A 26,935-nucleotide genomic window follows, 5' to 3' on the forward strand; every position below is an offset into this window, starting at 1 on the left:
GGGGGGAACCATGTCAGGCAAGGTTCGTGAGATCGCGGAACTGATGTCCGTTCCGGAGATCCTGGAAGCCCTCGGCGGGGTTTCGCGGGACACGTTCTACAAGTGGCGGCAGACCGGTAAGGGGCCGCGTTGCTTCTCGCTGCCCAACGGGGAGTTGCGGTGCAAGCGGGTGGACTTCGTCGCCTGGCTTGACGGTCTTTACGGGGCGGCGGCATGACTACGACGTTCAAGGTCAAGTTCTGGGAGATCAAGAGGCGTGAGGGGCGTAAGCGGCCGTATCCGGTGCGGTGGTTGACGGACGGGGTCGAGCATTCGGAGTGGTACGCCACGAAGGCGCTGGCGACCAGCAGGCTGTCCGAGCTGAGTCAGGCGGCGCGTCATGGTGAGCCGTTCGACGTTGAGAGCGGGTTGCCGCTGGGTGAGCATCGGCGGCGGAACTCGTTGTCGTTCCTTGACTTCGCACAGTCCTATATGGACTTGAAGTGGGATGACGCTGCCGCGACCACGCGGGGGAGCACGGTGGAGGCGCTTGCCACTGCGGGGGCGGTGTTCGTTCGGGATGGAGTCGGTCGGCCAGAGGTCACAGAGCTTCGGGGAGTGCTGTCGCGGACGCTGTTGCCTCCGACTACTCGGGATGGCGGGGTGTCTGATGTTGATCAGGACGTCATCGACTGGTTGAGGCGGAACTCGCGTCCGTTGTATGAGCTGACGGACGCGGTGGCGGCGCGGGCGGTGTTGGACGCGCTGGCGGCGAAGCTGGATGGGAAGTCCGCGGCTGCTTCGGTGTACCAGCGGAAGCGTGCGGTGCTGTTCAACCTGCTGTCCTACGCCGTTGAGCTGGAGCTGATCCCGGACAACCCGCTGAGTCGGATCAAGCGCAAGGTGTCCAAGGTCGTGGACCAGGTGGACCCGCGTGTGGTGGCGAATCCCAAGCAGGTCGGAGAGCTGCTGACGGCCGTGACGTACGTCGGGAAGCGCAACAAGGATCGGGGTGCGCACCTGGCTGCGTTCTTCGCGGTCGGTTACTACGCGGCGGCTCGTCCGGCTGAGGGGTTGGGGCTGCGTGAGGACGATTGCACGCTGCCTGAGAGTGGATGGGGTGCGTTGGCGTTGGGGGAGTCGCGACCGGCGGCGGGGAAGCGGTGGACGGACTCGGGGGAGGTGCACGACCGGCGCGGGCTGAAGCATCGGGCTCGGAAGGAGGTTCGGATCGTGCCGATTCCGCCGGTGCTCGTGCGCATCCTGCGTGATCACCTCGACCGGTACGGGGTCGGGCCGGATGGGCGGCTGTTCCGGTCACCCAACGGCGGGGTGGTGTCGTCCTCGACGTACTACCGGGTCTGGGATGACGCTCGTCAGTACGCGCTCGTGCCTTCTCAGGCGGCCTCGCCGTTGGCTGGTCGGCCGTACGACTTGCGGCACGCGGCAGTCTCGTTGTGGTTGAACGGTGGGGTGCCGGCTACCGAGGTGGCGGAGCGAGCTGGGCACTCGGTGGACGTCCTGCTGAAGGTCTACGCTAAGTGCATCGATGGACAGCGGGAGACGGTCAACAAGACGATCGAAAGTCTATTCGATCATCTATGAATTGATCTCCTTGAAGTCAACCGGCATGTCAAGCCTTGTTCTCGGTGCATGCATGTCAAAGTGATCAGATGAACCTACCGTTGAGCAACGATGGGCCCGCCTGGTTTCAGGTTTCTGTGGTTCCTGCCCGGACGGCGTATCTGATCCGGGCAGGAAGCAGAACTGGATTTAGACGCGCGATGCAAGAGGCCACTACTCGATGGGCTGGAATGACCGAGCCTATTATTCCCGTGCGTCGACACGGCGGTATAGATGGGTGGTGGCGGCAAGTAGTTGAATTTAGTGGTGTGGGTTCCGTTGTGAATGTAGACGTTTTGGCAGAGGATGCACATGCGGCGGCGAAATTATTGAATCTTCCACTCGTATCGCTTGCGGATATTGATCGGCACGGGCCAGCTTCATGGAGCATGCATCCGCTCATGTTGGATGATGATACTGCTGACTTTGCTCCGGTTTTAGCAGGAAGTGGATCTCCGTTGTGGCATGCTGTTGCTGCTGGCGATTTCACGTCTGCGCATGAGCGTTCTCTTCGATCTAGCGAAGTCGAGTTTGCGAGATTGGAAACCGATGCTCAGGTGGCAAGTTCCGCCTTGCGTCGTTCTACGATGATTGATCGTACTACTGTTCAATTCAGTGAGAATTATGCGAACGGTGGAATCGGCTCTATACCTGCGATTATCTGGGTAACGCGACCTAATGGCTATCTGGACTGCCTGTGGTTCTGGAATCTTCGAGCCTTGAGACCCCTTCGATTCGACGCTGGGCCGATGATGATCCTTCCTGTAGAAGGGGCTTCGGGATGGGCGGGCTTCGATCGAGAATTTTCCGCTCAGCTTCTAAGGAGGGACGATTTCTCGCCTGATGTGATCTTTATGAGTATAAATGTCACTGAGTCGAAGATTATAGAATTGGCGAATTTTCTCCAGTTGGAGCCTTCTGGGGAGAAGATTCGTTCCAGCATCTTCTGGTCCGGAAGTCCACGCGTAGCACCGTACAGCTACCTTATTAATCCATCAATTGATATCCGGGATTGGTTTGCATATGAGCGTAGGTATGGCCAGAGCGTCGAGGTTCAAGGCCATACTTCGTCAGGGCTTTCGGCGCTGAGGCTCGCCCCTCCTGTTAAATCAAAATTTGGTGGGAAGGCTCTCTTGTGTCTTCGTAGCTCGATATTTGACGTATTTCCGCGGCGAACCGTGGTCGCCGAATCTATTGTGGCAGGCGCTGATTGGGATGGGGATTCTCTGCGGATCAGGACCAAAATCGTGGGACAGTCGAAGTTAAATCTAAAAATTCCTGATCTTGGAGTAGCGTTAGATCTAATGGTTCGCGAAAAGACTTCGAGCTACGCTCTGTCGGACAAGGGGAAGTTGGGATCTCCGCTTCTTGGCGATTCGCCATTCATGCTCAATGCCGGGGTATATGAGGCAGCCATTTCGTTGACGACACCGCGTTCGAGTGAATTGGTTAAGCAACTTCGAGCGATGCGGGAGAGAGGGGATGGTGATGAGCAACTTGTGGAACTTGCCGCCCGGTGGGGAGGGCGAGCAGAACGTCGGTATCGAAGTATTGGTGATATCGGTAAGCCTAATGGGCAGGTCGCAATACGGGCGCTTGAATTGCTTTGCGACAAAGGTTGGGCTGAGAGAGGGTTGGAAATCAGGTGCTCGCGGTGTGGCGTATCAAGCTTCATTGCGCTGGAGGCGGCCTTTGGTAAAGCCGTCTGTCCGGGTTGCAAAGACCATCAGTCGTATGTTTCATCGCGTAGTGGTGTGAATGTATTCTATCGCCTCAATACCTTTCTTGATCGCGCAAGTGATCAAGGTGTCTTGCCTCATCTTCTTACGTACGCGGCACTTCTGAAAACCGACCCTATTACATTTCTTTTGCCTGGAGTAGATGTAGTTTTTCCTGGTGGCGACAAGAGTGAGGTTGACATCGTTGCGATATATTCTGGAAAACTTTTGGCTGGAGAAGTAAAAACAAGCCCTAGCGAATTTAATGATGAGCAGATCAAGCGTGATGTCAGCTGTAGTAAGCGTCTGGGCGCGGATGTGCATCTCATGGCATCGGTATGGGATCTAAGTCAGGATGTTCGGGAGGTGGCTAAGGTCGAGGCTGACGCGGCTGGTATGGACCTGCTTGTTCTGGATCAGTCGCAGCTGCGTCCGACTTGATGATCTTGGCCGTGGGCCGGAGCGAGCGGATGCATCACGCATGTAACAGATGTGGTCCTGTAGAACGGCCCGGTGGCCAGGGCCGTTTGGCTCGCCCTGCAGCCCTGAATCCAGTCCGTGAGGAGTCCGTGAACGGTGGCAAACCGGGGCATATTCCGGCCGACAGTGGCATACGGCTCACCCGCTAAAAGATCAAGCCCCGAGCGCGTTGCCGCTGCTCAGGGCCTGATTCACCCGGCGAAAGGTGAGTGCCCCCGGCAGGATTCGAACCTGCGACACACGGTTTAGGAAACCGATGCTCTATCCCCTGAGCTACGAGGGCGGGGCTGGTGCTGGGGGTAGCTTACCGGCGGGTGTGGGGGGAAATGTGGTGGGGGGCCTCATGGGGGTTGGGGGTTGCCTAGTCTTGGGTGGGTGACGCAGAACTTGGTTGATGTGCGCGGGGCCGCTGTTGCCGCTGGGCTGAGGGTGTTGGCGCGGGTGACGCCGTTCGTGGAGCCGGAGCTGGTGGGGTTGCGCGGGGTGGTGGGGCCGGGGGACGTGTGTTTGGACGTGGGGGCGGCGCTCGGGCTGTACACGGTGACGTTGGCGCAGCTGGTGGGTCCACAAGGGACTGTCCACAGCGTGGAGCCGTTGGTGTTCGCGCATCCCGCGCTGTCCTACCTCCTGCGTCCGCGCGAGGGGCGGAACGTGGTGCGGCACTCGGTGGCGCTGGGGACCGCGGAGGGCCGTGAGGTGATGAGCGTGCCGGTGCGGCACGGGTCGCCGGTGACGGGGCGGTCGTTCCTGACGGCGGGTGCCAAGGGGCTGGGGTCGAACGTGGAGTTCGACGAGCACCTGGAGGTGGTGGTGCGGACGCAGACGTTGGACTCGTTCGTCGCCGACCACGGGATCACGCGGCTGGACTTCGTGAAGGCGGACGTGGAGGGGGCGGAGCTGCGCGTGCTGGAAGGGGGTGCCGGGGTGGTGGAGAAGCTTCGGCCGAAGTTCCTCCTGGAGATCGAGGAGCGGCACGTCGAGCGCTTCGGGTACCGGGCCGCGGACGTGGTGGCGTGGCTGGGCGACCGGGAGTACGACATGAGGATCTGGAAGCAGGGCGGGTGGCGGCGGGTGGACCGGATCGATCCCGACGTGCGCAACTACCTGTTCGTGCCGCGCTGACCCGGAGTGCGCGCTGACCCGGAGTGCGCGCTGACCTGGAAAAGGCGGAAGACCCCGGTCCCTGGGGGTGGACCGGGGTCTTCCTCGGAAGTGGTCTACTGCGGGTAGACCTCGAGTTCGTAGAGAGAGTATCCGTAGTCCGTACCGCGTTGGGTACCCGTCATTCGTATGAAACGCGCCTCAGTTGGTGCGAAGGACACGTTGTCCGTGGCGCCGTTCCCTTCCGCGGTAACGAAAACCTGGCGCCACCCGGTGCCGTCGGCGGACACCTCGATCCGGTACGCCTTCCCGTAGGACTTCTCCCACCTCAGGACCGTGCGCCCGACCTGCTGGACCGCCCCCAGGTCGACGGTGAGCCACTGGTTGTCGCTCCAGTCGCTGGCCCAGCGGGTGGTGGGGTCGCCGTCGACGGCGTTGGCGGGCGGCGAGTTGTACACCCCGCGCTCGTAGCTGCTGGCCGTGGCCGTGCGGCCCTGTGCGACGTTGGCGACGGTGTTGCCGCGGTGCGCGGGGAACTGGACGACCTGCTGGTAGGTGGGCCGGTTCTGCCACTGGATCTTGTCCTGGGTGATGCCGCCCATCGCGCGGTGGATCACCGAGTCGGCGCACCACTGGTCGCCCGCCGCGCAGTCCGCGTCACCGGGGTAGACCTGGTTGGCGGGCACCGCCGCTGCCGCCTTGAGGCTGTCCAGCAGCACGGTCCGGCACGCCGTCACGTCGCCGCCACCGCAGTACGTGCCGGTCAACGGCCCCGCGACCTGGTCGCCGAGCACCCGCCTGATGTCCTTGTCGACGTAGCTCCACCAGCCGTACTGGAACGACGAGCCCTTGTGCGGTGCGGCGCCGTGGGTGTCCGAGGGCGCCTCGTCGACCTGGACGGCCTTGGTGAGCTCGGTGTAGAGGTCGGCCCCTAGACCGGGCTGGAACTCGGCCTGGACCAATCGGGGCCACCACGCGTCGAGCACGCGGATCGCCTCGGCGTGGTTGTACACCTTGCTGCCCTTGGTGGTCTCCCGCCGCAGCGAGCCGGACTGCTGCCACGCCTTGAGCTTCTGCACGGTCGCGGCCAGCGCCGGGTCGGTGACCGCGGACTTCTCGATCACCCGCAGCAGGTCGGGGAGCACCTGCTCGGCGCGCAGGTCGGCACCCGCGGCCTCGGACATCGCCTTGGCGACCGACGCCCGCGAGGCCTTGCCGCCGTTGGCGATCAGCGCCTTCAGCCGGACGTCGAGCAGGTCGCCGCGGTGCACGGAGCCGTTGCCGAAGCCGGAGGAGGTGAAGTCCAGCGCCTGCTTGTTGTTCCAGCTGATGTAGTAGTCCTGGTTCACCGACTGGGGGTGCTCCGCCGCGGGCGTGTAGCGCGCGGTGTTGGTGTCCGGGTCCCAGTCCTGCCACTCGTACTGCTGGGCCGCCTTGATCGGCAGGTTCGGCTCCACCCCGGCCTTGCGCACGGGGTTGCTGCCGGAGTTGAAGTACGCGGTGTCCTTGGAGTCGACGTAGAACCAGTTGAACGCGTACCCGATGTGCTCGGCGGCGCGCTGGAAGTCCTGCGCCGACCCGATGGCGCTCGGGTCGTTGAACTCCTGGAACCCGATGATCGGGTCCACCTCGTGCAGGTAGGTCGACCGCAGCGCGGCGTAGGCGACCGGCTTGCCGCCGACCGTGGCGCGGCTCTGCACCAGCCCGTACTTCGTGCGGTACACGACCAGCGTGTACGACCCGGCCGCCGTGCCGTCCGCGACGGTCGGCTTCCAGGCGTTCTTGCGCTCCAGCCGCTCCATCGCCACGCACTGGCCGCGCAGCAGGTAGTGGTTCGACGCCTTGGTCGCCGGCTTGCCGTCGGGCTCGCACAGGTCGACGGCGTAGGTGTCGACGATGTCCTGCGACGCCGAGGTCGCGCTCCACGAGTAGTCCTGGCCGCGGCCGAGCTGCACGTACATGCCGACACCGGCGAAGGACACGCCGCGCGCGCTGATACCGGGCCCGTTGAGCTCCTGGAGCATCAGCAGCTGCGGCGCGAAGTAGCCGGTCTGCGGGCCGAACACGGCGATCGGGTTGCCGGTGTCGGTGTGCGCGCCGGACACGACGAGCGCGTTGGACATGCCGTGCTTGCGGTTGAGCAGGTCCGCGGGCAGCACGCCGTCGGCGAAGATGCCCTGCGCGGGCTCCAGCTCGCCGGCCGCGATGTCCACAGTGGACGGTGCTGAGGCGTTGCCGACCTGGTCGTAGACCATCGGCTCGGGGGTCACCGAGCCCGCGTCCGGCATCGCGACGCCCTGCGGGTTCGCCGGGCTGGCCGAGTACGGGAAGCGCCGGCCGTCGTGCACGGTCAGCACGGCCTCCGGGTCGTTCTGCTCCCGGAACGACTTCCACACCTGCTCGCCGACCGTGGCGCCGTACTTGTTCTGCGCCGCCAACCGGACCAGCGCGGACTGCACCTCGCCGCCACCGCCGGAGCCGAACAGCCCGCCGACGACGGAGGCGATCGCGACCATGTCGGTGGCCTTGAACGGCTGGATGTCGTTCCAGTTGGTGATCGAGTCCGCGTGCCCGCTGAGCACGTACTCGCCGGGGAAGTTCCGCGCCGAGACCGACTGGGTGATGTAGGCGTTGATGCCCGAGATGTAGTCGGTGACGTCCTGGAACGCCTGCGCGCCACGGGGCCCGCTGGCGGCGACCCGGTCGATCTGGGCCTGCAGGTCCGCCTCGGTGTACCCGATCTGCGAGTAGAAGCTCTGCTCCAGCACGCGGTTGCCCTCGGCGCCGCCCGCGAAGCCGGTGAGCTGGCTGCGGCCGAGGTGGCGGAACACGTCCATCAGCCACAGCCGGTCCTGCGCGGCGGCGTAACCGGCGCCGAACTCCGTGCCCGACCTGGTGGTGCCGTAGATGTGCGGCATCCCGATGGCCTTGTCCCGGATGATGGTCACGTCCGAGCGCGGCTTGGTCGTGCTCTCGACCTGGTCGGCGGCCACGCCGAACGAGGCGTCGTTGAAGAACGCGCTCAGCTGCTCGTTGGTCAGCCCCTGGTAGCCGGAGGACAGCGCGTCGTACTTCGGGAGCTGGTCGGCCGCGTGCGCGGGGCGCGTCCCGAACACCTTGTGGGCGAGGATGTCGGCGAGCGTGGCGTTGCCGTTGTTGCCGGGCGGCAGGATGTCGTTGCACTGGCCCAGGCAGTAGTCGTTCGCGGCGAACGCGGTGGCGGCGGGTGCTGCCTGTGCCACCGGGGTGGAGAGGGGGGCGATGGCCAGCAGGGCGACCACCACGACGGGTAGGGCGGCTCTCCGCATGACGCGAAGCTCCTTCCATGCAGGACTGGTGTGGCGCACGTTACGTTTTCCGGAACTTTTCTGAAAGGCTTTCACGTTTATTTGCCCCGATCGGCTGGTAATGGAAGTTGCCAGTTGACCGAATGCCCCCGTATAGGGAAAAAAGTGACCATGGTGCGACGACGAACGCTGCTGGGTGGGGTGGCCGCGTCCGGTCTGCTCCTGGGGCTGGGCACGACACCCGCCACCGCGAAGGCGCTGCCGATCCGGAGCTGCGCGGACTGGCGGGCCCGACCGCCGTCCGCGCCCACGACCCTGGTCTACGGCACGCCCGAGCGGATCCTGATCCACCACACGGCCACCGAGAACGTCACCGACTACTCCGAGGCGCACGCCTACGAGCACGCCCGCTGGATCCAGGACCGGCACATGGACGTCAACGGCTGGATCGACTCCGGGCAGCACTTCACCAACAGCCGCGGCGGGTTCCTGTTGGAGGGCAGGCACGGCAGCCTCGACGCGCTGCGCGCGGGCGACCGGCTCGTCGAAGGCGCGCACTGCCCCGGCCAGAACCGGATCGCCGTCGGCATCGAGAACGAGGGCCTGTACACCGCCGAGGAACCGCCGCAGGGCCAGTGGGACACCCTGGTGTCGTTCTGCGTCTACACCTGCCAGCAGTACGGCATCCCGCCGACGGAGATCGACGGCCACCGCGACCACTACGACGCCACCGTGTGCCCCGGCGACAAGCTCTACGCGCTGCTGCCGCGCCTGCGACAGGAAGTGGCGCGCGTCCTGGGGTGACCGCGTTTTCTTCCTGGCAACTGTGAACGGAGTGGTGGGAGCCCTCCCATAAGCCGCAACGCTGGGCAAACGTCCTACCACATGGTGAGATAACGTCGAATTAACGCCAGCTTGCGCATTCGTGCGCGATGCTGACCCTGTATGAACACGAAACGCCAACTCGGGGAGGCGTCGTGATCAAGGTGATGCTGGCCGACGACGAGGACCTCGTCCGGTCCGGCCTTCGCATGATCCTGAGCAGCGCCGGTGACATCGAAGTAGTGGCCGAGTGCGACGACGGGCATCTGGTGGCCGACCTGGCACGTCAGCACCGTCCGCACGTGGTCCTGCTGGACATCCGCATGCGGTCCAACGACGGGCTGGTGGCGCTGCGCAGGCTGCGCACGCTGCCCGATCCGCCGAGGATCGCCATGCTCACCACGTTCGACGTGGACGAGTACGTCAGCGAGGCGCTGCGCTTGGGCGCCAGCGGTTTCCTGCTGAAGGACACCGAGCCGGAGCAGTTGGTGAAGGCGGTGCGCGACCTCGCCAGGGGTGGCGCCGTGCTGGATCCCGGTGTGGCGGCACGGGTTCTCGCGGCGGTGGCCGACGGTGAACGGGCCGCGGAGCCCGCTCGTCGTCTGCTGGCGATGCTGTCCGAGCGCGAGCGCGAGGTACTCGTGCTCATCGGGCAGGGGATGTCCAACGCGGAGATCGGTGGCACGTTGCACTTGTCCGAGGCCACGGTCAAGGGCTACGTCTCGTCGGTGCTCGGGAAGATCGGTGCGGTCAACCGCGTCCAGGCCGCCCTGGTGGCCTTCCGCGGCGGGTTGATCGCCTAACACCAAGGGAAAAGCCGGAACCGGGTCGGGGGCGCGAGCCGCCCCCGACCTAGTTCCCGCTCATCGTCTCGGTGATCTCGTGCACCAGCGGCTCGACCTCGACGCGGTTGCGCCCGTGCCGCTTCGCCCGGTACAGCGCCATGTCCGCCGCCGCGAACAGCTGGTCCAGCTTCGCCGGTCCCGCCGCCACGCCGATGCTGACCGTCGGGCGCCGGGCCGTGCCCAGCACCATCGACCAGTCGTGCCCGTCCACGGCCGCGCGGATCCGTTCCGCCACCGTCGGTCCCACCTCGTGGTCGGTGCTCGGGCTGCCGCTGCCGTTGTCGCCCAGCAGGACGACGAACTCGTCGCCTGCCCAGCGGGCCACCAGGTCGTCGGTGCGGCACTCCCGGCGCAGCAGCTGGGCGATCTCGCGCAGCGCGGCGTCACCCGCGGCGTGCCCGGCGTCGTCGTTCACGCCCTTGAACCAGTCGACGTCCACCAGCACGAGCCACGGCACCCGGCCGCGCGACGCCGTGCTCTCCAGCAGCAGGGCGGCCGCGCGCTCCAGGCCGAGCCTGTTCGCCAGTCCTGTCAACGGGTCTCGGGCCGCGGCCTCCTCGGCCGCGACCTTCGCCTGCTGCGCCTGGACGGCCAGCAGGCGCTGCTCCAGGGCCTGCCCGAGGCCTTCCTGGAGCGACTCGTTCGCCCTGGTACCCGCCGCGACGCTGTAGCGCAGCGCGGCGGCCTCGCCGACGGAGTCGTCCAGCTCGGTGCAGATGTCCGCCAGGTCCAAGGAGAACCGCAGTACCAGTGACGTGTCGTTGATGACCTGGGCGGAGGCCACGGAGCGACTGGCCAGCGTCCGGGCGGCCACGAGCTCGCCCCGTTCGCGGCACACCACCGCCAGCACCCAGTTCCCGACCGCCTTGCCCCAGTGGTCCTTGGCCTCCAGCGCCAGGTCCAGCACCTGCCGGGCGACCTTCTCGGCGTGCTCCAGCTCGCCGACGCCCGCGAGCGAACGGCTGTAGGCGCCGAGCAGGCCGCGGTGGACGTGGTCGTCCACGGTGTGCAGGGTCAGCCCCTCGGCCAGGTAGCCCTTGGCCTCGGCGAAGATGGCGGGCGCGGCCGCGGCCGGTCCGGAGGCCGCGCGGAAGTTGAGCGTGCCGCCCAGCCGTTGCAGGCACTGCGCCAACGCGTCCGGGCCGTTGGCGCGGCGGGCGATCTTCATGGCCTTGCGCAGGATGTCGAGCGCGCCGTGCCGGTGGCCCATGCCCTCGAGCAGGTACCCCAGCGTGCTCAGGGTCTGCGCGGCGGCGGGGTGGTCGGTCGTCTCGGGGTCGAAGTCCAGCCAGCCCTCGGCCGCGAGCTCCAGCGCGAGGGGGATGCGGCCCAGCCTCCAGGCCATGGTGGCCCTGTGCACCAGGATGGCGGCGTGGACCCATCGGTCTGTTCCCGGTGGCGTCCTGTTGACGACCTCGTCGAATAAGGCGTTGGCCTCGGGTAAACGCCCAGCGTTCAGCAACACCCGGACCCGGAGGTCCATGTGCGTCACGTATCCCGCTGTCAGCGGATCGCGCTGCTCCACTCGTGCTCGACACTCCATTCCGACTTGCCGAGCGGGAACGCTGGTCCCGCCGCTGCCGGCACGGCCCCAACAGGCTACCGGGAGGAACGCTCCCTGTACCGCTCGTGGTGCATGACGTCTTCGACGGGTATCCGGGTGCGCCATCCGACTCGCTCCAGATCGGGCTTGCCCGGCAACCCTGCCACGGGTCCGACGCAGAGCCACGCGACCGGCCGCAATCTGGCCGGAATGTGCAGCAATCGACGCAGAACGTCCTCCCGGTAGAAGCTCACCCAGCCCACGCCGAGGTCTTCGGCGGTCGCCGCGAGCCACAGGTTCTGGATGGCGAGGCAAACGGAGTAGAGCCCGGCGTCGGCGATCGCGTGCCTGCCCAGCACGGCGGGCGAGCCGCGGTCGGGGTCGTAGGTGACCACGATCCCCAGCGTGGACTCGAGGATCCCCTCGACCTTGATGCGGTCGAACAGCTCCGCGCGCCCTGGTTCCAGTCGCGCGGCGAACGTGCCGCGCTCGGCGTTCACGTGGTCGCGGAAGGCGCGCCTGGTGGTGTCGTCGCGGACGAGGATGAAGTCCCACGGCTGGGACAGGCCGACGCTGGGTGCCGCGTGCGCGGCCGTCAGGACGCGGTGCAGCGCCTCGTCGGGGATCGGGGCACCGGTGAACTCGCCCCTGGTGTCGCGGCGGCGGTGCAGCACCTCGTAGAGGCCCGCCACCCGTTCGCTGATGCTCATCGGCCTGATGGTGCCGCACGCGGGCGCGACCACCACCGTCCACGGGGTGCGGCGGTGGTCACTCCCGCGCGGACCGGGCTACCAGCTGGACTTGCGCACGCCCGGCAGCTCGCCCCGGTGCGCCATCTCACGCAGTCGGATCCGGGACAGTCCGAACGCGCGGGAGAACGCGCGCGGCCGTCCGTCCACGGCGTCCCGGTTGCGCAGCCGCGTGGGGCTCGCGTCCCGCGGCAGGCGCTGGAGCCCCAGCGCCGCGGCGGCCCGCTGTTCGTCGGTGGACGAAGGGGATCGTTGCGCCTGCTTGAGTTCCGCCCTCCGGTCGGCGTAGCGGGCGACGACGACCCGGCGCCGCCGGTCCTTGGCGATCTTCGACTTCTTGGCCATCAGCGCTCCTCCCGGAAGTCGACGTGCCCGCGCACCACGGGGTCGAACTTGCGCAGCACCAGCCGATCGGGGTCGTTGCGGCGGTTCTTGCGCGTCACGTAGGTGTAACCGGTGCCCGCCGTGGACCGCAGCTTGACGATCGGGCGGGCGTCGGTGCTCCTGGCCATCAGACCTTCTCCCCTCGGGCGCGCAGCGACGCGACCACGGACTCGACGCCGCGGCGGTCCACGGTCCTGATGCCCTTCACCGACAGCGTCAGGACGACGTGGCGCCCTTCGGAGGGCAGCCAGTAGCGCCGCCGTTGCGTGTTGGGCAGCCAACGTCGGGACGTGCGGTGGTTCGAGTGCGAGACCTGCTTGCCGAACCCCGGCGCGCGGCCCGTCACCTGGCAGTGGCGCGAAGACACGGAACCTCCTTTGTAATGACATCCATTTCCATCTACAGTAACCCACATGAAAACCGTTGTCGTCATGGTGGCCGGGCTGGGCGAGCACCGGGTGGCCGAACGGGTGTGGCGCGCCCGCGAGGGTTCGGTGCTGGTCCGCCACGACCTGGGCCGCGTCGCGGACGGCGTGGTCCGGCGCTGGGTGGACGGTCGGCTGACCGTGCTGGAGCTCGCGCACGGCTGCGTCTCCTGCGCGCTGCGCCACGACCTGCTGCCGCTGCTGCGAGAGCTCGCGGGCCGGACGGTGGTGCTGCACCTCGACCCGGCGATCGAGCCCGAGGCGCTCTGCGTCGCGCTGCCGCCGGAGGAGGTGCACGTCGAGGCGGTGATCTCGGTGGTGGACCGGGAGACCTGGCTCGCCGACGCCACCGGCGAGGTCACGCTGGCCGAGCGCGGGTTCGGTGTCGGGGCCGGTGACGAGCGCACCGTGGCCCAGGTGGTCGTCGGCCACGTCGAGTTCGCCGACGCGCTGGTGCTGGCCGGCGACCCCGGCGACATCCGCACGCTGCCGGTGCTCGACCGGCTGGCGCCCGGCGTCCCGCGCCAGGAACTGTCCTCTGTGGACGTCGACGCGCTGACGGCCGCCGCCGGTGCCGGGCGGCTCCACGACGCGTTCGGCCCGTTGCTGCGCGGTGTCCCGCTGGAACCGGACGGCCGGGTGTCGGTCGTCCACTTCACCGACCGCCGCCCGTTCCACCCGCAACGGCTGCACGAGGCGCTCGACGTGCTGCTGGAGGGCGTCGTGCGCACCAGGGGGCGGCTGTGGGTGGCGACCAGGCCGGACACGGCGCTGTGGCTGGAGTCCGCGGGCGGCGGGCTGCGGATCGGCGACGCGGGCCCGTGGCTGGCCGCGGTCGAGGACTGGTCCGGGGTCGACCCCGAGCGCCGCACGATGGCGTCGCTGGACTGGGACCCGCGCTGCGGCGACCGCGGGCAGGAGATCGTCGTGATCGCCCACGAGGCCGCGCCCGACGAGATCGCCGCCGCGCTGCGGGCGGCGCTGCTGACCGACGAAGAGATCGAACAGGGCGACGGGCCGCTGCGCGCGCAGGACCCGTTCGCCAGGGAAGAGGCATCGTGAGACCGGGCATCCACCCCGACTACCACCCCGTGGTCTTCCAGGACTCCTCGACCGGCCGGGTCGAGAAGTTCACCCGGCGCTACGGGAAGAGGGTGCGGTAGTGGCCGTCCCCAAGCGCCGGACCTCCCGTTCGAACACCGGGCACCGGCGGGCGAGGTGGAAGGCGACCGCGCCCGACCTGGTCCCGGTGACCACTGTGGACGGTCGCCGGATCAGGGTGCCGCGCAGGTTGGTCGCGGCCTACCGGCGCGGCCTGCTCTGAGGACCGGGTGGTACCCCGTCAGCGGCGGGATGCCACCTGCCTCTGTGTCTCGCCGTCCGGCGAGTCGCGCCACTGCGCGAACGGCCGGTCGATCGTCCACCCCGTCCCGTCGTGGTCGAGCACGCGGGCCTCGCAGGTGTCCAGGTTGGACAGCGACTCGAACAGCTCCACGCTCCACGAGAACAGCCGTCGGCACAGCAGCCGGATGGTGAGCCCGTGCGAGACGACCAGCACGGTCTGCGGGTGGTCGGCCTCGGCGCGCATCCGCAGCTCCAGCTCCCCGAGGAACGCCGCCAGCCGGTCGTCCACGTCGGCGCCGGACTCCCCGTTGGGCAGCCGGAAGAAGAAGTGCCCGAACGCGTGCCGCTGGTGCTTGAGCACCTCCTGCTGCACCGGGTCCTGGAGGTTGCCCCAGTCCTGCTCGCGCAGCCGCGGCTCCGCGATCACCCGGTCCACCACGTCGCCGAGCTCCAGCCCGGCCAGCGTCCGGCGGGTCCGCAGGTAGGGGCTGACGTACACCGCCACCGGGCCGTCGCCGACCAGCCGCTTCACCTTGGCGCCCGCGGCTTGCGCCTGCCGTTCGCCGAGGGGGGTGAGGGGCAGCGAGTGGTCGGGGACCCGGCAGTACGCCGACTCGTCCACGTTGCCGAGGCTCTGGCCGTGTCGCAGGAGGATGATCCGCACCCCACCATCTTGGGGGTAGGGCCGGGTGGGGCCTCCGGCGGACCGGAATCCGCTGTTACAGTCCGATGCGGAAATCGACAGGGAGTGTCACATGATCAAGTACATCGCCCTCTACCGGAAGCCCGCCGACGTGGCGGGCTTCGACGAGAAGTACTTCGCGACGCACCTCCCGATCGTGGGGAAAACCCCTGGTCTGCTGCGCGCCGAGGTGGCCAAGGTCGACCGCGTGCTGGTGCCGGGCTTCCTGGGCGACACCGACCTGCACCTCGTCGCGGAGATGTACTTCGAGTCCGCCGACGTGATGAGCGCCGCGTTCCAGTCGCCCGAGTGGCACGCCGCGGGCGCGAACCTGTCCGAGATCGGCGGCCTGGAGCTGGTCGCCATGTTCACCGCCGAGGTGGTCGCGGGATGATCGCGGCGGTGATCGGCGGCGGCACGATGGGCGCGGGCATCGCGCACCTGCTGCTGGCGGGCGGGCACGACGTGACCGTGGCCGAGGCGGGCGCCGACCGCGCCGAGGTCGCGCTGGGGGCCGTGCGGAGGTCGTTGGGCAAGGCGGCCGGACGCGGCAGGCTGGCCGCCCCGCCCGAGGAGCTGCTGACCAGGCTCGTCGTGGTCGACGACCTGGCCGCGCTGCCGCCCGCCGCGGAGCTGGTGGTCGAGGCGGTGCCGGAGCGCGTCGACCTCAAGCGGACCGTCCTCGGCCAGGCCGCAAGCGTTTGCCCCACGGCTGTGCTGGCCTCGAACACCTCCTCGCTGTCGATCACCGAGCTGGCCGAGGGCCTGCCCGGCGACCGCCTGGTCGGCATGCACTTCTTCAACCCCGTCCCCGTCCAGGAGCTCGTCGAGCTGGTCCACCACGCCGGCGTGGCGCCCGAGGTCGTGGCCAGGGTCCGCGGCTGGGCCGAGGCGCTGGGCAAGACCGTGATCGAGGTCCGCGACTCGCCCGGCTTCGCCACCTCGCGGCTCGGCGTCGCGGTCGGCATGGAGGCCATCCGGATGCTGGAGGAGGGCGTGGCCGCCGCCGAGGACGTCGACACCGGCATGCGGCTGGGCTACGGCTGGCCGATGGGACCGCTCAGGCTGACCGACCTGGTGGGCCTGGACGTGCGGCTGGCCATCGCCGAGCACCTGGCCGCGGAGCTGGGGCCGCGCTTCGAGCCGCCCGCGCTGCTGCGCGACAAGGTCGCCAGGGGTGAACTGGGGCGCAAGTCCGGTCAGGGGTTCTTCACCTGGTAGGCAGGTGCGCGTGGAGATCAGGGAGTACACCGAGGCCGACCGCGACACCGTCTTCCGGATGCGCAAGCTCGCCTTCGCGGGCTCGGCGCCGCCACCGGACCGGCTCGTCACGCCCGGTCGCACCGGTCTGCTGGCCGAGGACCACGGGCAGCCGCTCGGCTCGCTGATGGTCAACGACTTCGCCCAGTACTTCGGCGGCCGCGCGGTGCCCATGGGCGGCGTCAGCGCCGTCGTGGTCGACCCGCACGCCCGCGGCCGGGGCGTCGCCTCCACCCTGCTCGACACCGCGCTGCGCACGATGCGCGAGCGGGGCCAGGCGCTCTCGGTGCTGTACCCGACCGTGCCCGCGCTGTACCGGGGGTTCGGCTGGGAGCGCGCGGGCGTCCACGAACGGGTCGACTTCACGATGGACCGGCTGCTGATGTCGCCCAGGGCGCCGCGCGGGCTCGCCACCCGCCGGGCGACCGAGGCCGACCTGGCCGACGCGCACGCCTGCTACACCGCGTTCGCGGCCACCGCGGACGGCATGCTCGACCGGCACGCGCCCGCGTTCGCCTGGGAGAAGCTGCTCGACCTCGACGTGATGACCCTCGTGCACGACGACGAGGGCGCCCTGCGCGGCTACCTCACCGCCGAACGCGAACGCGAGCGGCTCAAGGTCGACGACCTGGTCGGCCTCGACCCGGCCGCCCAGCTCACCCTGCTGGCCGAGCTGACGTCGTGGGCGGGGGTGCTGGGCAAGGTGTCGCTGCGGATCGCCGACCCGGCGTTCACCGACCTGCTCACCGCGCAGGCCATCCACAACGACGTGAAGACCTCGCAGTGGATGATGCGCGTCGTCGACCTGCCCGCCGCCGTCGCCGCCCGCGGCTGGCCGAACGCCGAGGGGATGCGGCCCGCCGCGGTGGACCTCGACGTCGTGGACGGGCACGCCCCGTGGCACGCGGGTCCGCGGCGCCTGGTCGTGGACGACGACGGCGTGCGGGTCGAGCCGGGCGGGACGGGCGCGGTGCGGGTGCACGCCCGCGCGCTCGGGCCGTGGTTCTCCGGCGTGCAGAGCACCCGCGCGCTGCGCCGCGCCGGGCTGCTGGAGGGCGACGCGCCGCTGCTGGACCGGCTCGCGGCCGCCCCCGGCACCCCGCGCCTGGCCGACTTCTTCTAGCGCACCTACGCTGGCCGGTCGTGCTCCTCGTCATCCTGGAACTGGTCGGCATCGCCGTGTTCGCGGCCTCCGGCGCCCTCGCCGCGGTCCGCGCCCGGCTCGACGTGTTCGGGGTGACCGTGCTGGCGCTGGCGACCGCGCTCGGCGGCGGCGTGATCCGCGACGTGCTGCTCGGCGTGCACCCGCCGACCAGCCTGACCAAGTGGCCGTACCTGCTGGTCCCGGCGCTGACCGGGCTGCTGGTGTTCTCGTTCCACCCGCAGGTCGCGAGGCTGCGCCGGGCCGTGCAGCTGCTGGACGCGATCGGGCTCGGGCTGTTCGTCACCGGCGGCACGTCCACCGCGCTGGCGTTGGGCGCCCCGCCGTACACGGCGTGCCTGATCGGCATGACCACGGGCATCGGCGGGGGAGCGATGCGGGACGTGCTGCTGCGGGAGATCCCGCTCGTGCTGCGCCGCGAGATCTACGCCGTGGCGGCGCTGCTCGGCTGCCTGGTGGTCGCGGGCGGCAGCGTGCTGGGCCTGCCGGAGGGGCCGGTGGCGCTGGCGGGGTCGGCGTTGGTGGTGGCCGTGCGGCTGCTGGCGCTGTGGCGGCGGTGGAACGCCCCCGTCGCCCACGGCCTGGACGCCTAACTCACGAGTAGTTCACATCCTTTGTTGGGTCCCTTCTCAGGCGCCTCTCAGGACGAGGGACAAGACTGACCCCCATGCGCATCCTTGTTGTCGACGACGACCGGGCCGTGCGTGAGTCGCTACGCCGCTCACTGCAGTTCAACGGCTACCAGGTGGACACTGCCGGCGACGGCCAGCAGGCGCTCGAGTCGGTGACGTCGGCCCGACCGGACGCGATGGTCCTGGACGTGATGATGCCCAGGCTCGACGGGCTCGAGGTGTGCCGCAGGCTGCGCAGCACCGGCGACGACCTGCCGATCCTGGTGCTGACGGCCCGCGACGCGGTGTCGGACCGGGTGTCCGGGCTGGACGCGGGCGCCGACGACTACCTGCCCAAGCCGTTCGCGCTGGAGGAGCTGCTGGCGCGGCTCCGTGCGCTGCTCCGCCGCGCCTCCAACGAGCAGGAGGAGTCCGAACGGGCCCGCTCGACGCTCAAGTTCGCCGACCTGGAGCTCGACCCCGGCACCCGCGACGTGCGCCGCGGTGAACGCCCCATCAGCCTCACCCGCACCGAGTTCGCCCTCCTGGAGCTGTTCCTCGCGCACCCCAAGCAGGTGCTGACCCGCGGCCGGATCCTGGAGGACGTCTGGGGCTACGACTTCCCGACCTCCGGCAACGCGCTGGAGGTCTACGTCGGCTACCTGCGGCGCAAGACCGAGCTGGAGGGCGAGTCCCGGCTCCTGCACACGGTGCGCGGCGTCGGCTACGTGCTGCGGGAGACGCCTCCGTGATCACCCGTCCAGCGCGGGACGACCTGCTCGTGACCGGGAGGTTCCAGCGGGTCTCGCTGCGGGCCAGGGTGACGCTCCTGGCGGCGTTCTGCGTCGCGGGGGTCGTGGCGATGGTGTCGCTGGGCGCCTACATGACGGTGAGCCAGAACCTGTACACCCAGCTGGACGAGACGCTCCGGCAGCGGGTCACCGACGCGATCGCCACCCCGTCCGTGCAGGGCACGCAGGACGTCCAGTCGTTCCCCGGCGCCTTCCTGGTGGCCGGGGACATCCGCATCGGGCTGCTCGACGACTCCGGCCGGATCCTGTACGCCAAGGGCGCCACGCCGCCGCCCACCAACAGCCTCGACCTGGAGGTCGCCAAGGGCGAGCGGGACGAGAACATCTGGACCGACGACCGCACCGAGTTCCGGGTCATCTCGAAGAAGTACGGGCTCGGCCAGGCGATGGTCATCGCCCAGTCCATGAAGCCGTTGCGCGGCACCCTGGGCAAGCTCAACGTCGTCCTGTTCGTGATCAGCGGCCTGGGCGTGCTGATCGCCGCGGGCGCCGGGACCGCCGTCGCCCGCACCGGCCTGCGCCCCGTGCAGCGGCTGACCGAGGCCACCGAACGGGTCGCCATGACCGGTGACCTCAGACCGATACCCGTGACCGGCGACGACGAGCTGGCGAGGCTGACGCAGAGGTTCAACGCCATGTTGGGGGCCGTGGCGGAGTCCCAGGAGAGGCAGCGGCGGCTGGTGGCCGACGCCGGGCACGAGCTGCGCACCCCGCTGACGTCCATGCGGACCAACCTGGAGCTGCTGCTCGCCTCCGAGCGCCCCAACGCCCCCACGCTGTCCGAAGTGGACAAGGCCGAGATCAACGACGACGTGCGCGCCCAGCTCGACGAGCTCACCACCCTGATCGGGGACCTGGTGGAGCTCGCCCGCGAGGACGCCCCGCAGGTCGTGCAGGAACCGGTGGACCTCGTCGAGGTCGTCGAACGGGCGCTGGACCGCGCCCGCAGGCGGGCCGTCACGCACGTCAAGTTCGACGTCCGGCTCCAGCCGTGGTCCCTGCTCGGCGACTCGAACTCGCTGGAGCGGGCGGTGCTGAACCTGCTCGACAACGCGGTGAAGTTCAGCCCCGACGACGGCGTGGTGCGGCTGGAGCTGCGCCAGCTCGGCGACGGCAGCGCCGTGGTCGAGGTCGCCGACTCCGGGCCGGGCATCGCCGACGCCGACATGCCCCACGTGTTCGAGCGCTTCTACCGCTCGTCGGAGGCCAGGACCCTGCCGGGCTCGGGTCTGGGGCTCGCGATCGTGAAGCAGGCCGCGGAACGGCACGGCGGCATGGCCTACACGGGCCGCGCCCCCGAGGGCGGGGCGCTGTTCGCGATCCGCCTGCCGGGCAGGCCGTAGGTCAGCTCGCGACGAAGTGCCGGGGGACCGCCGCGCCCAGCAGGGCGCGGGTGGTCTCCAGGGCCCAGTCGTCGAGCTTGTCCAGCCCGTCTGAGGCGCCCCGCAGGCCGCCGAAGCGCGAGACGTGCTCGGCCCACTCCTCGCGGCGTTCCACGTCGGGCCGGGTGATGAGGCAGTCGGGGTCGTTGACCCAGAACCGGCCGTGCTGGAAGGCGCGGGAGACGCCGTTGAGCACCGCTCCCCGTTGCGACGGCTGGGAGAGGTCGCCGTCGGCGGGCGCGTGGACGGGGGCGATGTCCGGGCTGACGCGCATGGCGTCGACCAGGCCGATCGACGGCAGCTGCGGGGCTCCGCAGCCGAGCAGGTAGGAGTCGCCGACGCAGTCCCGGATCAGCTCCACGCCCCGGCGGTAGGCCTCGATCGGCGTGACGTCCTCGTGCCTGCGGCCGGGGAGCGCGCCCGCGTAGATGAAGTCGATCTTGTGGAAGTCGATGCCCCAGCCCTGGAACGCGGTGAAGACCTCGCGCAGGTACTCGACGGCGCCGGGATGCGTGGTGTCCAGGGCGAAGAGGTCCTGGCCCCAGTTGGCGCCCGCGCTGGTGGGACCGCCGTCGTCGTCGCGGACGAGCCAGTCGGGGTGCTCGGCGAAGGTCCGCGACCGGCTGCCCACCAGGAAGGGCGCGGTCCAGATCCCGGCGCGGCGGCCGTGGTCGGTGATGCGCCGGAACAGCCCCGGCACGTCGGCGAACCGGCCGGACGGCACCAGCCAGTCGCCGATCTCCTGCTGGTAGCCGTCGTCGACCTGCACCACGTCGACCGGCAGCTCCAGCTCCGCCATCAGCCCGAGGTTGAGGTCCACGTCGGCCTCGGTCACCCCGGTGAAGTACTGGTACCAGGAGCACCACGTGGTGGGCGCGGGTCGCGGCGCGGTCAGGCCGAGGTCGGCGACGACCTGGTCCGCCCACCGCGCGTAGGAGCCCTGGACCCCGCCGGGACCGTCGTCGAGGCGGACCACCACGTCGCCGTCCGCCCGGACGACCACGCGTCCGTCCACGTAGGACGCCTCGATCGTGGGCACGGTCGCCGTCGGGTCGGCCGCCGCGATGACGGTGACCGGGCCGCCGTCGCGCGGGTCGACGGCCAGCAGGCCCTCGCCGCGGAACACGCCGGTCGTCGGGTCCGCGTCACCGCGGTAGCAGACGATCCGGTGCGTCCCGTGGATCCAGCGGTGCGGGCGTTCGCCGATCCGGTACCGGGTCGAGGGCGACCAGGACTGCCAGCCCTGCTCGTGGACCTCCGCGGTGTCGGGGTCGACGCTGATCTCGGCAACCGTGCGCACGTGCTAGCCCTTCGTGGAACCGAGGGTCAGGCCCCCGACGAACTGGCGCTGCAGCGTGAAGAAGACGACGAGGGTCGGCAACGCCACCAGCAGCGATCCCGCGGCCACCAGGTTGTTGTCGGTGAAGAACGTCCCCTTGAGGTTCTGCAGCGCCGAGGTGATCGGCATCTTGTCCCCGGTCTGGATCAGCACCAGTGCCCACAGGAAGTCGTTGTAGATCCAGGTGAACTCCAGCGTCGCCAGCGCGGCCAGCGCGGGCCTGCACAGCGGCAGGATCACCTGCCAGTACTGCCGGAACACGCTCGCGCCGTCCACGCGGGCGGCCTCGGTCAGCTCGTGCGGGATCGTCTTCATGTAGTTGCTGAGCACGAACGTGCAGAACCCGATCTGGAACGCGATGTGGATCATGACGACACCGATCTGGGTGTCGATCAGCGATCCGCTGTCGCTGAGCCACTCGGGCAGCTCGATCAGCCGGTACAGCCGCCACAGCGGGGTGACGATGACCTGTTGCGGCAGCAGGTTGCCCGCCGTGAACAGCATCAGCAGCGCGAGGTTGAACTTGAAGCTGAACCGCGCCACGCCGAAGGCGACCATCGAGCTGAGCAGCAGCGTCATGAGGACCGCGGGCAGCGTGATGACCAGCGTGTTGAGGTAGTAGTGCGGCAGGTCGCCGGTCGTCCACGCGTTGCCGAAGTTCTCCAGCGTCAGGCTCTCCGGCAACGAGAAGTACCCGTTGCGGGCGGTGTCGTCGTAGGTGCGCAACGACGCGTAGACCGCCCACAGCAGCGGGGCCAGCGTCGTCAGGCAGGTGAGCGCGAGGAAGACGTGCAGCACGACCCTGCCGGGTCGCAGCGGAGCCCTGCGTGCAGTCGGTGCGGTGGTCACGCGCGGTTCTCCTTGCTGAACACCTGGTACAGGTAGGTGATGATGAAGCCGAGGGAGATGAGCAGCAGGATCACCGCGAGCGCGGAGCCCCAGCCGATCCGGCTCGACTCGCCGATGATGTTGTCGGTCACCAGCACCGACAGCAGCTCCAGCCCGTTGCGGCCCTTGTTGATGACGTAGACGATGTCGAACGCGCGCAGCGCCTCGATCACGGTCACCACGAGCACGACGATGTTCACCGGCTTGAGCACCGGGAAGGTGACCTTGGTGAACGTCTGGAAGGAGTTCGCGCCGTCGAGCGCGGCCGCCTCCTTCAGCGCCGGGTCGACCGACTTCAGGCCGGCCAGGTACAGCAGCATGATGTAGCCGGTGTGCCGCCAGGCCGCCGCGACCAGCACCGCGTAGATGTTGATCTTCGGGTCGCCCAGCCAGTTGGTCGGGTCGCTGTCGGCGGTGCCCAGCAGGTTGTTCAGCAGACCCTGCTCCGGCTGGTAGATCAGCTGCCAGATGAAGCCGACCAGCGCGAGCGAGAGCACCATCGGCAGGTACAGCGCGCTCTGGTAGACCGCGCCGAAGCGGAGCTTGCGGTCCAGCAGCACGGCCAGGAACAGCCCGGCCGTGGTCGGCACGACGAGCAGGAACACCAACCAGATCAGGTTGTGCTGCAACGCGGGCCAGAAGCGCGGGTAGTGGGTGAAGATGTCGACGTAGTTCTGGACGCCGACCCACTTGATGTCCTCGAACCCGCCGATGCCGTCCCACGAGCTGAACGACAGCGCGACCGACCCCAGCGACGGCAGCCACACCAGCAGGACGTGGAACAGGGTCGGGATGCCCAGCATCAGGCCGAGCACCAGCTTGTCGCCGCCGGCCAGCGCGGTGGCCCGTTTGCGGCGGGCCCGCCCACGAGGAGCCGGGGACTTCGGCTCCTCGTGGACGGTCTTGTCGGTCAACGCGGTCAACTCGTCACCCCGTGAAGATCGTCTTGGCCTGGTCGGCCATGCCCTTGAGCACGGTGTCGATGTCGTCCGGGTTCTGGATGAACGCGTTCAGGCCGTTGGTCGCCGCGTCGCTGGCGAACCGCGGGTCGGTGTCGCGGTCGAGGAACTGGGTGATGTGCTTGGCGTTCTTGATGACGTCGGCGGCCTTCTTCTGCAGCGCCGTGTAGCCGGAGGTGTCGGCCTTGGTGCTGGTGGCGATCGACGACGGGTCGGACTTGAGGTACTCCAGCTGCGTCTCGGGCTTCGCCAGGTACTGCAGGAGCTTCTTCGCGCCCTCGGCGTTCTTCGGGTTCTTGGCCATCATGTAGCCGTCGATGGGCGCCTCGACCGTGTCCTGGCCGAACTCCGGGTTGATCTCGGGGAACGGGAAGAAGTCGAGGTCGTCCTCCTGGCCCTTGAACTGCTGGCCGACGAACGTGCCGAGCAGGTACATGCCCGACTTGCCCTGCTGGACGCTCTGCGCGGCCTCCTGCCACTCGCGGCCGAGGGCGTTCTCCTGGTGCAGGGGCAGCAGGCGCTTCCAGGTGTCGAACACGTCGCGCACCTTCTTGCCCTGCCAGTCCTCCTTGCCCGCCATCAGGTCGACGTGGAACTGGTAGCCGTTGGTGCGGAAGTTCAGCTGGTCGAACGTGCCCATGCCCGGCCAGCCCTGCTTCTGGGCGAAGGCGATCGGGGTGAGGCCGTCGGCCTTCATCTTCGTGGCCAGCGCCACGAACTCGTCGAGCGTCTTGGGGACCGCGTAACCGCGCTGCGTCCACACGCTCTTGAGGTAGAACACGCCCCACGGGTACTGGGTGAACGGCACCAGGTACTGCTTGCCGTCCTTGGCGGTCGCCGCCTCCTTGAGCGCGGGCGCGTAGTTGTCGCCGAGTCCGCTCCAGAGCTCGGTCAGGTCGCCGGTCAGGCCCTTCTCGGCGAAGAAGCGCATCCGGTAGCCGGCGAACCAGGCGAGCACGTCGTCGGGCTTGCCCTGGAGGTAGTTGTTGATCTGCTCCTGGTACTGCTCGTGCTGCTTGGTGTTGATCGAGACCTTCAGGGCGTCGCTGTCGAAGCCCTTGAGGGCCGCGGTGATCGCGTCCTTCGGGACCTGGTCGGACAGGTTGTTGCCGAAGGTGACCGTGCCGTTCGAGGAGCCCGAGTCGGACCCGCCGCAGGCGGCCAGCCCCGGCACGGCGGCGATGCCGGCCGTCATGAGCAGTCCACGGAGCACGGCCCTGCGGCCGAGGAGGGGGTTCGTGGACTGTGAACTGGGCGTGTACCGGACCATCGTTGCTCCTGAGGACACTCGACCAAACCAACTGAACACGGAGTCAAACAAAGTAGCGCATAATGTTGCGTCCACCACACGTGCTGTCAAGGCCCGTTACAAAGCCGTTAACCCAGTACAACGTTGTAAAAATCGGCCGCCTACCTGGTACAACGTTGTAAAAATGGCCAAAGTAGATCTTCGGGGCCGGTCACGAGGTCCAACAGACCCAAACGGGCGATCTTGTTGGACTGTGTTGACGTTGCGGGTGGGTTTCAGACACCCTTGCGGCCATGACGAGTTGGCCCTCAGGTGTGCGCGGCCTCGCTTGGGGCGCGGACTACAACCCGGAGCAGTGGCCCGAGCACGTGTGGGCCGAGGACGTGGAGCTGATGCGGCGGGCCGGGGTGAACCTCGTCAGCGTCGGCATCTTCTCCTGGGCGCTGCTGGAGAGGGCCGACGGCGAGTACGACTTCGGCTGGCTCGACCGGGCCCTCGACCTGCTGCACGAGGGCGGGATCCGGGTCGACCTGGCGACCGCCACCGCGTCGCCGCCGCCGTGGCTCACCACCGCCCACCCCGAGATGCTGCCCCAGCGGGCCGACGGCACCCGGTACTCGCACGGCTCGCGGCAGGAGTACTGCCCGAGCTCGCCGGTGTACCGCGCGAAGGCCGTCGCGCTGGCGACCGCGCTCGCCGAGCGCTACCGCGACCACCCCGCGCTGGCGGCGTGGCACGTCGGCAACGAGTACGGCTGCCACGTCGCCCGCTGCTACTGCGACCGGTGCGCGGAGGCGTTCCGCGAGTGGCTGCGCCGACGGCACGGCGACCTCGACGCGCTGAACGAGGCGTGGGCGACGGCGTTCTGGAGCCAGCACTACACGGCGTGGGACCAGATCCTGCCGCCCCGGCTCACCCCGACCTTCGGCAACCCCGGCCACCTGCTGGACTTCGACCGGTTCTGCTCGGACGCGCTGCTGGAGCTGTACAAGGCCGAGCGCGACGTCCTGCACGCGACGACGCCCGGTGTCCCGGTCACCACGAACTTCATGGTGGGCTGGACGTTCGACGCCCTCGACTACTGGGCGTGGGCGGCCGAGGTCGACTTCGTGTCCAACGACCACTACACCCGGTCGGAGAGCGCGGAGCGGCACGTCGAGCTGGCCATGGCCGCGGACCTGACCCGCGGGCTCGCGGGCGGGCGGCCGTGGCTGCTGATGGAGCACTCCACGTCCGCGGTGAACTGGCAGCCGCGCAACATCGCCAAGCTGCCCGGCGAGATGCGCCGCCACTCGTTCGCGCACACCGCCCGCGGCGCCGACGGCACGCTGTTCTTCCAGTGGCGCCAGTCCAGGGCGGGTGCCGAGCGCTACCACTCCGCGATGGTCCCGCACGCCGGTGTCGAGACCAAGGTGTACCGCGAGGTGTGCGAGGTCGGCGCCGAGTACGCGAAGCTGACCGAGCTGCTGGGGTCCACTGTGGACGCCTCCGTCGCGATCGTCTACGACTGGCAGTCCCGCTGGCTCTCCGGCCAGGAGGCCCATCCCACGCAGGACTTCTCCTACCAGGACACCGTGTTCGCGCTCTACCGGCAGCTCTGGGCCGCCGGTGTGACGGTCGACTTCGTGCCGCCCTCGGGTGACCTCTCGCCCTACCGGCTCGCCGTCGTGCCCGCCCTGTACTCGGTGACCGACGCCGACGCCGCCCGGCTCGCCGAGTACGTCGACGGCGGCGGGCACGTGCTCGTCACGTACATGTCCGGCCTCACCGACGAGCGCGGCCACGTGCGGCTCGGCGGGTACCCCGGCGCGTTCCGCGACCTGCTCGGCGTGTGGACCGAGGAGTTCTTCCCGCTTCGGGAGGACGAAGTCGTCCGGCTCGACGACGGCGGGGTCGCCGCCGTCTGGACCGAGCTGCTGCACACCAGGGGAGCGGAGGTCGTGTCGGCCTACGCGGACGGCCCGCTGCCCGGCGTCCCCGCGGTGACCCGCAACCGGCACGGCGCGGGCACCGCCTGGTACCTCGCCTGCGGCCTGGGCGATGACGGGCTGCGACGGCTCGTGGACGCGGCGCTGGAGGACGCGGGCGTGCCCGCCCGACCCGGCCTGGAGATCGTTCGCCGACGCGGTACGCGCGACGGCGACGCCGTATCGTGGCTGGTCGCGGTCAACCACGAGGCGCACGACGTCGCACTGCCCGCGACCGGGGTCGAACTGCTGTCCGGCAGCCGGGTCGACTCCTCGCTGGTGGTGCCCGCCGGGGCGGTCGTCGTGCTGAGGGAAGAGGTGTGA

At 68.9% G+C, this 26,935-nt stretch carries 27 protein-coding genes and 1 tRNA gene; 16 read left to right on the forward strand and 12 right to left on the reverse strand.

Annotation, left to right across the window (positions count from 1 at the left end):
• The first annotated feature begins 10 nt into the window (after window positions 1-10).
• From CLV43_RS04105 to CLV43_RS46955, 3 genes are all read left to right on the forward strand, one after another.
• Window positions 11-217, forward strand: a complete 207-nt coding sequence (locus CLV43_RS04105; protein ID WP_106185561.1) for a helix-turn-helix transcriptional regulator — start codon at window positions 11-13, stop codon at window positions 215-217.
• Window positions 214-1,584, forward strand: coding sequence for a tyrosine-type recombinase/integrase (locus CLV43_RS49075; RefSeq protein WP_170155678.1), 1,371 nt, complete (start codon window positions 214-216; stop codon window positions 1,582-1,584). Before CLV43_RS04105 ends, CLV43_RS49075 begins: the two co-directional genes overlap by 4 nt.
• Before the next feature lie 68 nt (window positions 1,585-1,652).
• Window positions 1,653-3,761, forward strand: coding sequence for a hypothetical protein (locus CLV43_RS46955; protein WP_146174635.1), 2,109 nt, complete (start codon window positions 1,653-1,655; stop codon window positions 3,759-3,761).
• Window positions 3,762-4,010: 249 nt separating this feature from the next.
• Here the strand turns inward: CLV43_RS46955 and CLV43_RS04115 are convergent.
• Window positions 4,011-4,083: transfer RNA gene (locus CLV43_RS04115), tRNA-Arg, on the reverse strand.
• Between the two features lie 92 nt (window positions 4,084-4,175).
• Here CLV43_RS04115 and CLV43_RS04120 point away from each other — a divergent pair.
• Entirely contained in the window at window positions 4,176-4,922 is a 747-nt protein-coding gene (locus tag CLV43_RS04120) for an FkbM family methyltransferase (RefSeq protein ID WP_106185562.1), read from the forward strand.
• Window positions 4,923-5,017: 95 nt separating this feature from the next.
• Here the strand turns inward: CLV43_RS04120 and CLV43_RS04125 are convergent, their stop codons facing one another.
• Window positions 5,018-8,209 carry a penicillin acylase family protein gene (locus tag CLV43_RS04125; protein WP_106185563.1) on the reverse strand — a complete coding sequence of 1,064 codons (3,192 nt, stop codon included), beginning with the start codon at window positions 8,207-8,209 and terminating at the stop codon, window positions 5,018-5,020.
• Between the two features lie 150 nt (window positions 8,210-8,359).
• On the opposite strand from CLV43_RS04125, the gene CLV43_RS04130 reads away from it, so the two are divergent.
• Window positions 8,360-8,992, forward strand: a complete 633-nt coding sequence (locus tag CLV43_RS04130; RefSeq protein ID WP_106185991.1) for a peptidoglycan recognition protein family protein — start codon at window positions 8,360-8,362, stop codon at window positions 8,990-8,992.
• A gap of 173 nt (window positions 8,993-9,165) precedes the next feature.
• A complete protein-coding gene (locus tag CLV43_RS04135) occupies window positions 9,166-9,813 on the forward strand; it encodes a response regulator (protein WP_106185564.1) in 648 nt (215 codons plus the stop codon).
• A 49-nt stretch (window positions 9,814-9,862) separates the two neighbouring features.
• Here the strand turns inward: CLV43_RS04135 and CLV43_RS04140 are convergent, their stop codons facing one another.
• The 5 genes from CLV43_RS04140 to rpmB form a co-directional block, all read right to left on the reverse strand.
• Complete coding sequence (locus CLV43_RS04140; RefSeq protein WP_245886104.1) at window positions 9,863-11,200, reverse strand: diguanylate cyclase; 1,338 nt, start codon at window positions 11,198-11,200, stop codon at window positions 9,863-9,865.
• 254 nt (window positions 11,201-11,454) lie between these two features.
• A complete protein-coding gene (gene bluB, locus CLV43_RS04145; protein WP_106185993.1) occupies window positions 11,455-12,108 on the reverse strand; it encodes a 5,6-dimethylbenzimidazole synthase in 654 nt (217 codons plus the stop codon).
• Window positions 12,109-12,186: 78 nt separating this feature from the next.
• On the reverse strand, window positions 12,187-12,492 hold the full coding sequence (gene rpsN / locus CLV43_RS04150) for a 30S ribosomal protein S14 (protein ID WP_106185566.1): 306 nt from the start codon (window positions 12,490-12,492) through the stop codon (window positions 12,187-12,189).
• The gene (gene rpmG / locus CLV43_RS04155) at window positions 12,492-12,659 is read right to left on the reverse strand and encodes a 50S ribosomal protein L33 (RefSeq protein WP_106185567.1); all 168 of its coding nucleotides are present in this window, start codon (window positions 12,657-12,659) and stop codon (window positions 12,492-12,494) included. Before rpmG ends, rpsN begins: the two co-directional genes overlap by 1 nt.
• Window positions 12,659-12,898, reverse strand: a complete 240-nt coding sequence (rpmB, locus tag CLV43_RS04160; RefSeq protein WP_245886105.1) for a 50S ribosomal protein L28 — start codon at window positions 12,896-12,898, stop codon at window positions 12,659-12,661. Before rpmB ends, rpmG begins: the two co-directional genes overlap by 1 nt.
• A gap of 46 nt (window positions 12,899-12,944) precedes the next feature.
• Here rpmB and mrf point away from each other — a divergent pair, with 46 nt between their 5' ends.
• Genes mrf through rpmF form a run of 3 tightly spaced genes read left to right on the forward strand, consistent with a single transcriptional unit; the run spans window position 12,945 to window position 14,280 of the window.
• Window positions 12,945-14,018, forward strand: coding sequence for a ribosome hibernation factor-recruiting GTPase MRF (gene mrf / locus CLV43_RS04165; RefSeq protein ID WP_106185569.1), 1,074 nt, complete (start codon window positions 12,945-12,947; stop codon window positions 14,016-14,018).
• A complete protein-coding gene (locus tag CLV43_RS49080) occupies window positions 14,015-14,119 on the forward strand; it encodes a 50S ribosomal protein L31 (RefSeq protein WP_245886106.1) in 105 nt (34 codons plus the stop codon). The genes mrf and CLV43_RS49080 overlap by 4 nt, the downstream gene beginning before the upstream one ends.
• Window positions 14,119-14,280, forward strand: a complete 162-nt coding sequence (gene rpmF / locus CLV43_RS04170; protein WP_106185570.1) for a 50S ribosomal protein L32 — start codon at window positions 14,119-14,121, stop codon at window positions 14,278-14,280. Before CLV43_RS49080 ends, rpmF begins: the two co-directional genes overlap by 1 nt.
• Before the next feature lie 18 nt (window positions 14,281-14,298).
• Here rpmF and CLV43_RS04175 read toward each other — a convergent pair whose 3' ends face one another.
• Window positions 14,299-14,964: a histidine phosphatase family protein gene (locus CLV43_RS04175; RefSeq protein ID WP_106185571.1), complete on the reverse strand. Its 666-nt coding sequence runs from the start codon at window positions 14,962-14,964 to the stop codon at window positions 14,299-14,301.
• Window positions 14,965-15,055: 91 nt separating this feature from the next.
• Between CLV43_RS04175 and CLV43_RS04180 the strand changes: the two genes are divergently transcribed.
• From CLV43_RS04180 to CLV43_RS04205, 6 genes are all read left to right on the forward strand, one after another.
• The gene (locus CLV43_RS04180) at window positions 15,056-15,376 is read left to right on the forward strand and encodes an EthD family reductase (protein WP_106185572.1); all 321 of its coding nucleotides are present in this window, start codon (window positions 15,056-15,058) and stop codon (window positions 15,374-15,376) included.
• Entirely contained in the window at window positions 15,373-16,203 is an 831-nt protein-coding gene (locus tag CLV43_RS04185; RefSeq protein ID WP_106185573.1) for a 3-hydroxyacyl-CoA dehydrogenase family protein, read from the forward strand. The genes CLV43_RS04180 and CLV43_RS04185 overlap by 4 nt, the downstream gene beginning before the upstream one ends.
• A gap of 10 nt (window positions 16,204-16,213) precedes the next feature.
• Window positions 16,214-17,365 (forward strand): GNAT family N-acetyltransferase, encoded by a 1,152-nt coding sequence (locus tag CLV43_RS04190; RefSeq protein WP_106185995.1) that lies wholly within the window; start codon window positions 16,214-16,216, stop codon window positions 17,363-17,365.
• Between the two features lie 20 nt (window positions 17,366-17,385).
• Window positions 17,386-17,997, forward strand: a complete 612-nt coding sequence (locus tag CLV43_RS04195; RefSeq protein WP_106185574.1) for a trimeric intracellular cation channel family protein — start codon at window positions 17,386-17,388, stop codon at window positions 17,995-17,997.
• A 74-nt stretch (window positions 17,998-18,071) separates the two neighbouring features.
• Complete coding sequence (locus tag CLV43_RS04200) at window positions 18,072-18,767, forward strand: response regulator transcription factor (RefSeq protein ID WP_106185575.1); 696 nt, start codon at window positions 18,072-18,074, stop codon at window positions 18,765-18,767.
• Window positions 18,767-20,170, forward strand: coding sequence for a sensor histidine kinase (locus CLV43_RS04205; RefSeq protein WP_170155706.1), 1,404 nt, complete (start codon window positions 18,767-18,769; stop codon window positions 20,168-20,170). Before CLV43_RS04200 ends, CLV43_RS04205 begins: the two co-directional genes overlap by 1 nt.
• Before the next feature lies 1 nt (window position 20,171).
• Here the strand turns inward: CLV43_RS04205 and CLV43_RS04210 are convergent, their stop codons facing one another.
• The 4 genes from CLV43_RS04210 to CLV43_RS04225 are packed head-to-tail and all read right to left on the reverse strand — an operon-like array spanning window position 20,172 to window position 24,590.
• Window positions 20,172-21,509, reverse strand: a complete 1,338-nt coding sequence (locus CLV43_RS04210) for a glycoside hydrolase family 36 protein (RefSeq protein WP_106185576.1) — start codon at window positions 21,507-21,509, stop codon at window positions 20,172-20,174.
• 3 nt (window positions 21,510-21,512) lie between these two features.
• On the reverse strand, window positions 21,513-22,397 hold the full coding sequence (locus tag CLV43_RS04215; protein ID WP_106185577.1) for a carbohydrate ABC transporter permease: 885 nt from the start codon (window positions 22,395-22,397) through the stop codon (window positions 21,513-21,515).
• A complete protein-coding gene (locus tag CLV43_RS04220) occupies window positions 22,394-23,359 on the reverse strand; it encodes a carbohydrate ABC transporter permease (protein WP_245886108.1) in 966 nt (321 codons plus the stop codon). Before CLV43_RS04220 ends, CLV43_RS04215 begins: the two co-directional genes overlap by 4 nt.
• Window positions 23,360-23,363: 4 nt before the next feature.
• On the reverse strand, window positions 23,364-24,590 hold the full coding sequence (locus CLV43_RS04225) for an ABC transporter substrate-binding protein (protein WP_245886109.1): 1,227 nt from the start codon (window positions 24,588-24,590) through the stop codon (window positions 23,364-23,366).
• Between the two features lie 347 nt (window positions 24,591-24,937).
• Here CLV43_RS04225 and CLV43_RS04230 point away from each other — a divergent pair, with 347 nt between their 5' ends.
• Complete coding sequence (locus CLV43_RS04230) at window positions 24,938-26,935, forward strand: beta-galactosidase (RefSeq protein WP_106185579.1); 1,998 nt, start codon at window positions 24,938-24,940, stop codon at window positions 26,933-26,935.

The organism is Umezawaea tangerina, from assembly GCF_003002815.1.
Classification (GTDB): domain Bacteria; phylum Actinomycetota; class Actinomycetes; order Mycobacteriales; family Pseudonocardiaceae; genus Umezawaea; species Umezawaea tangerina.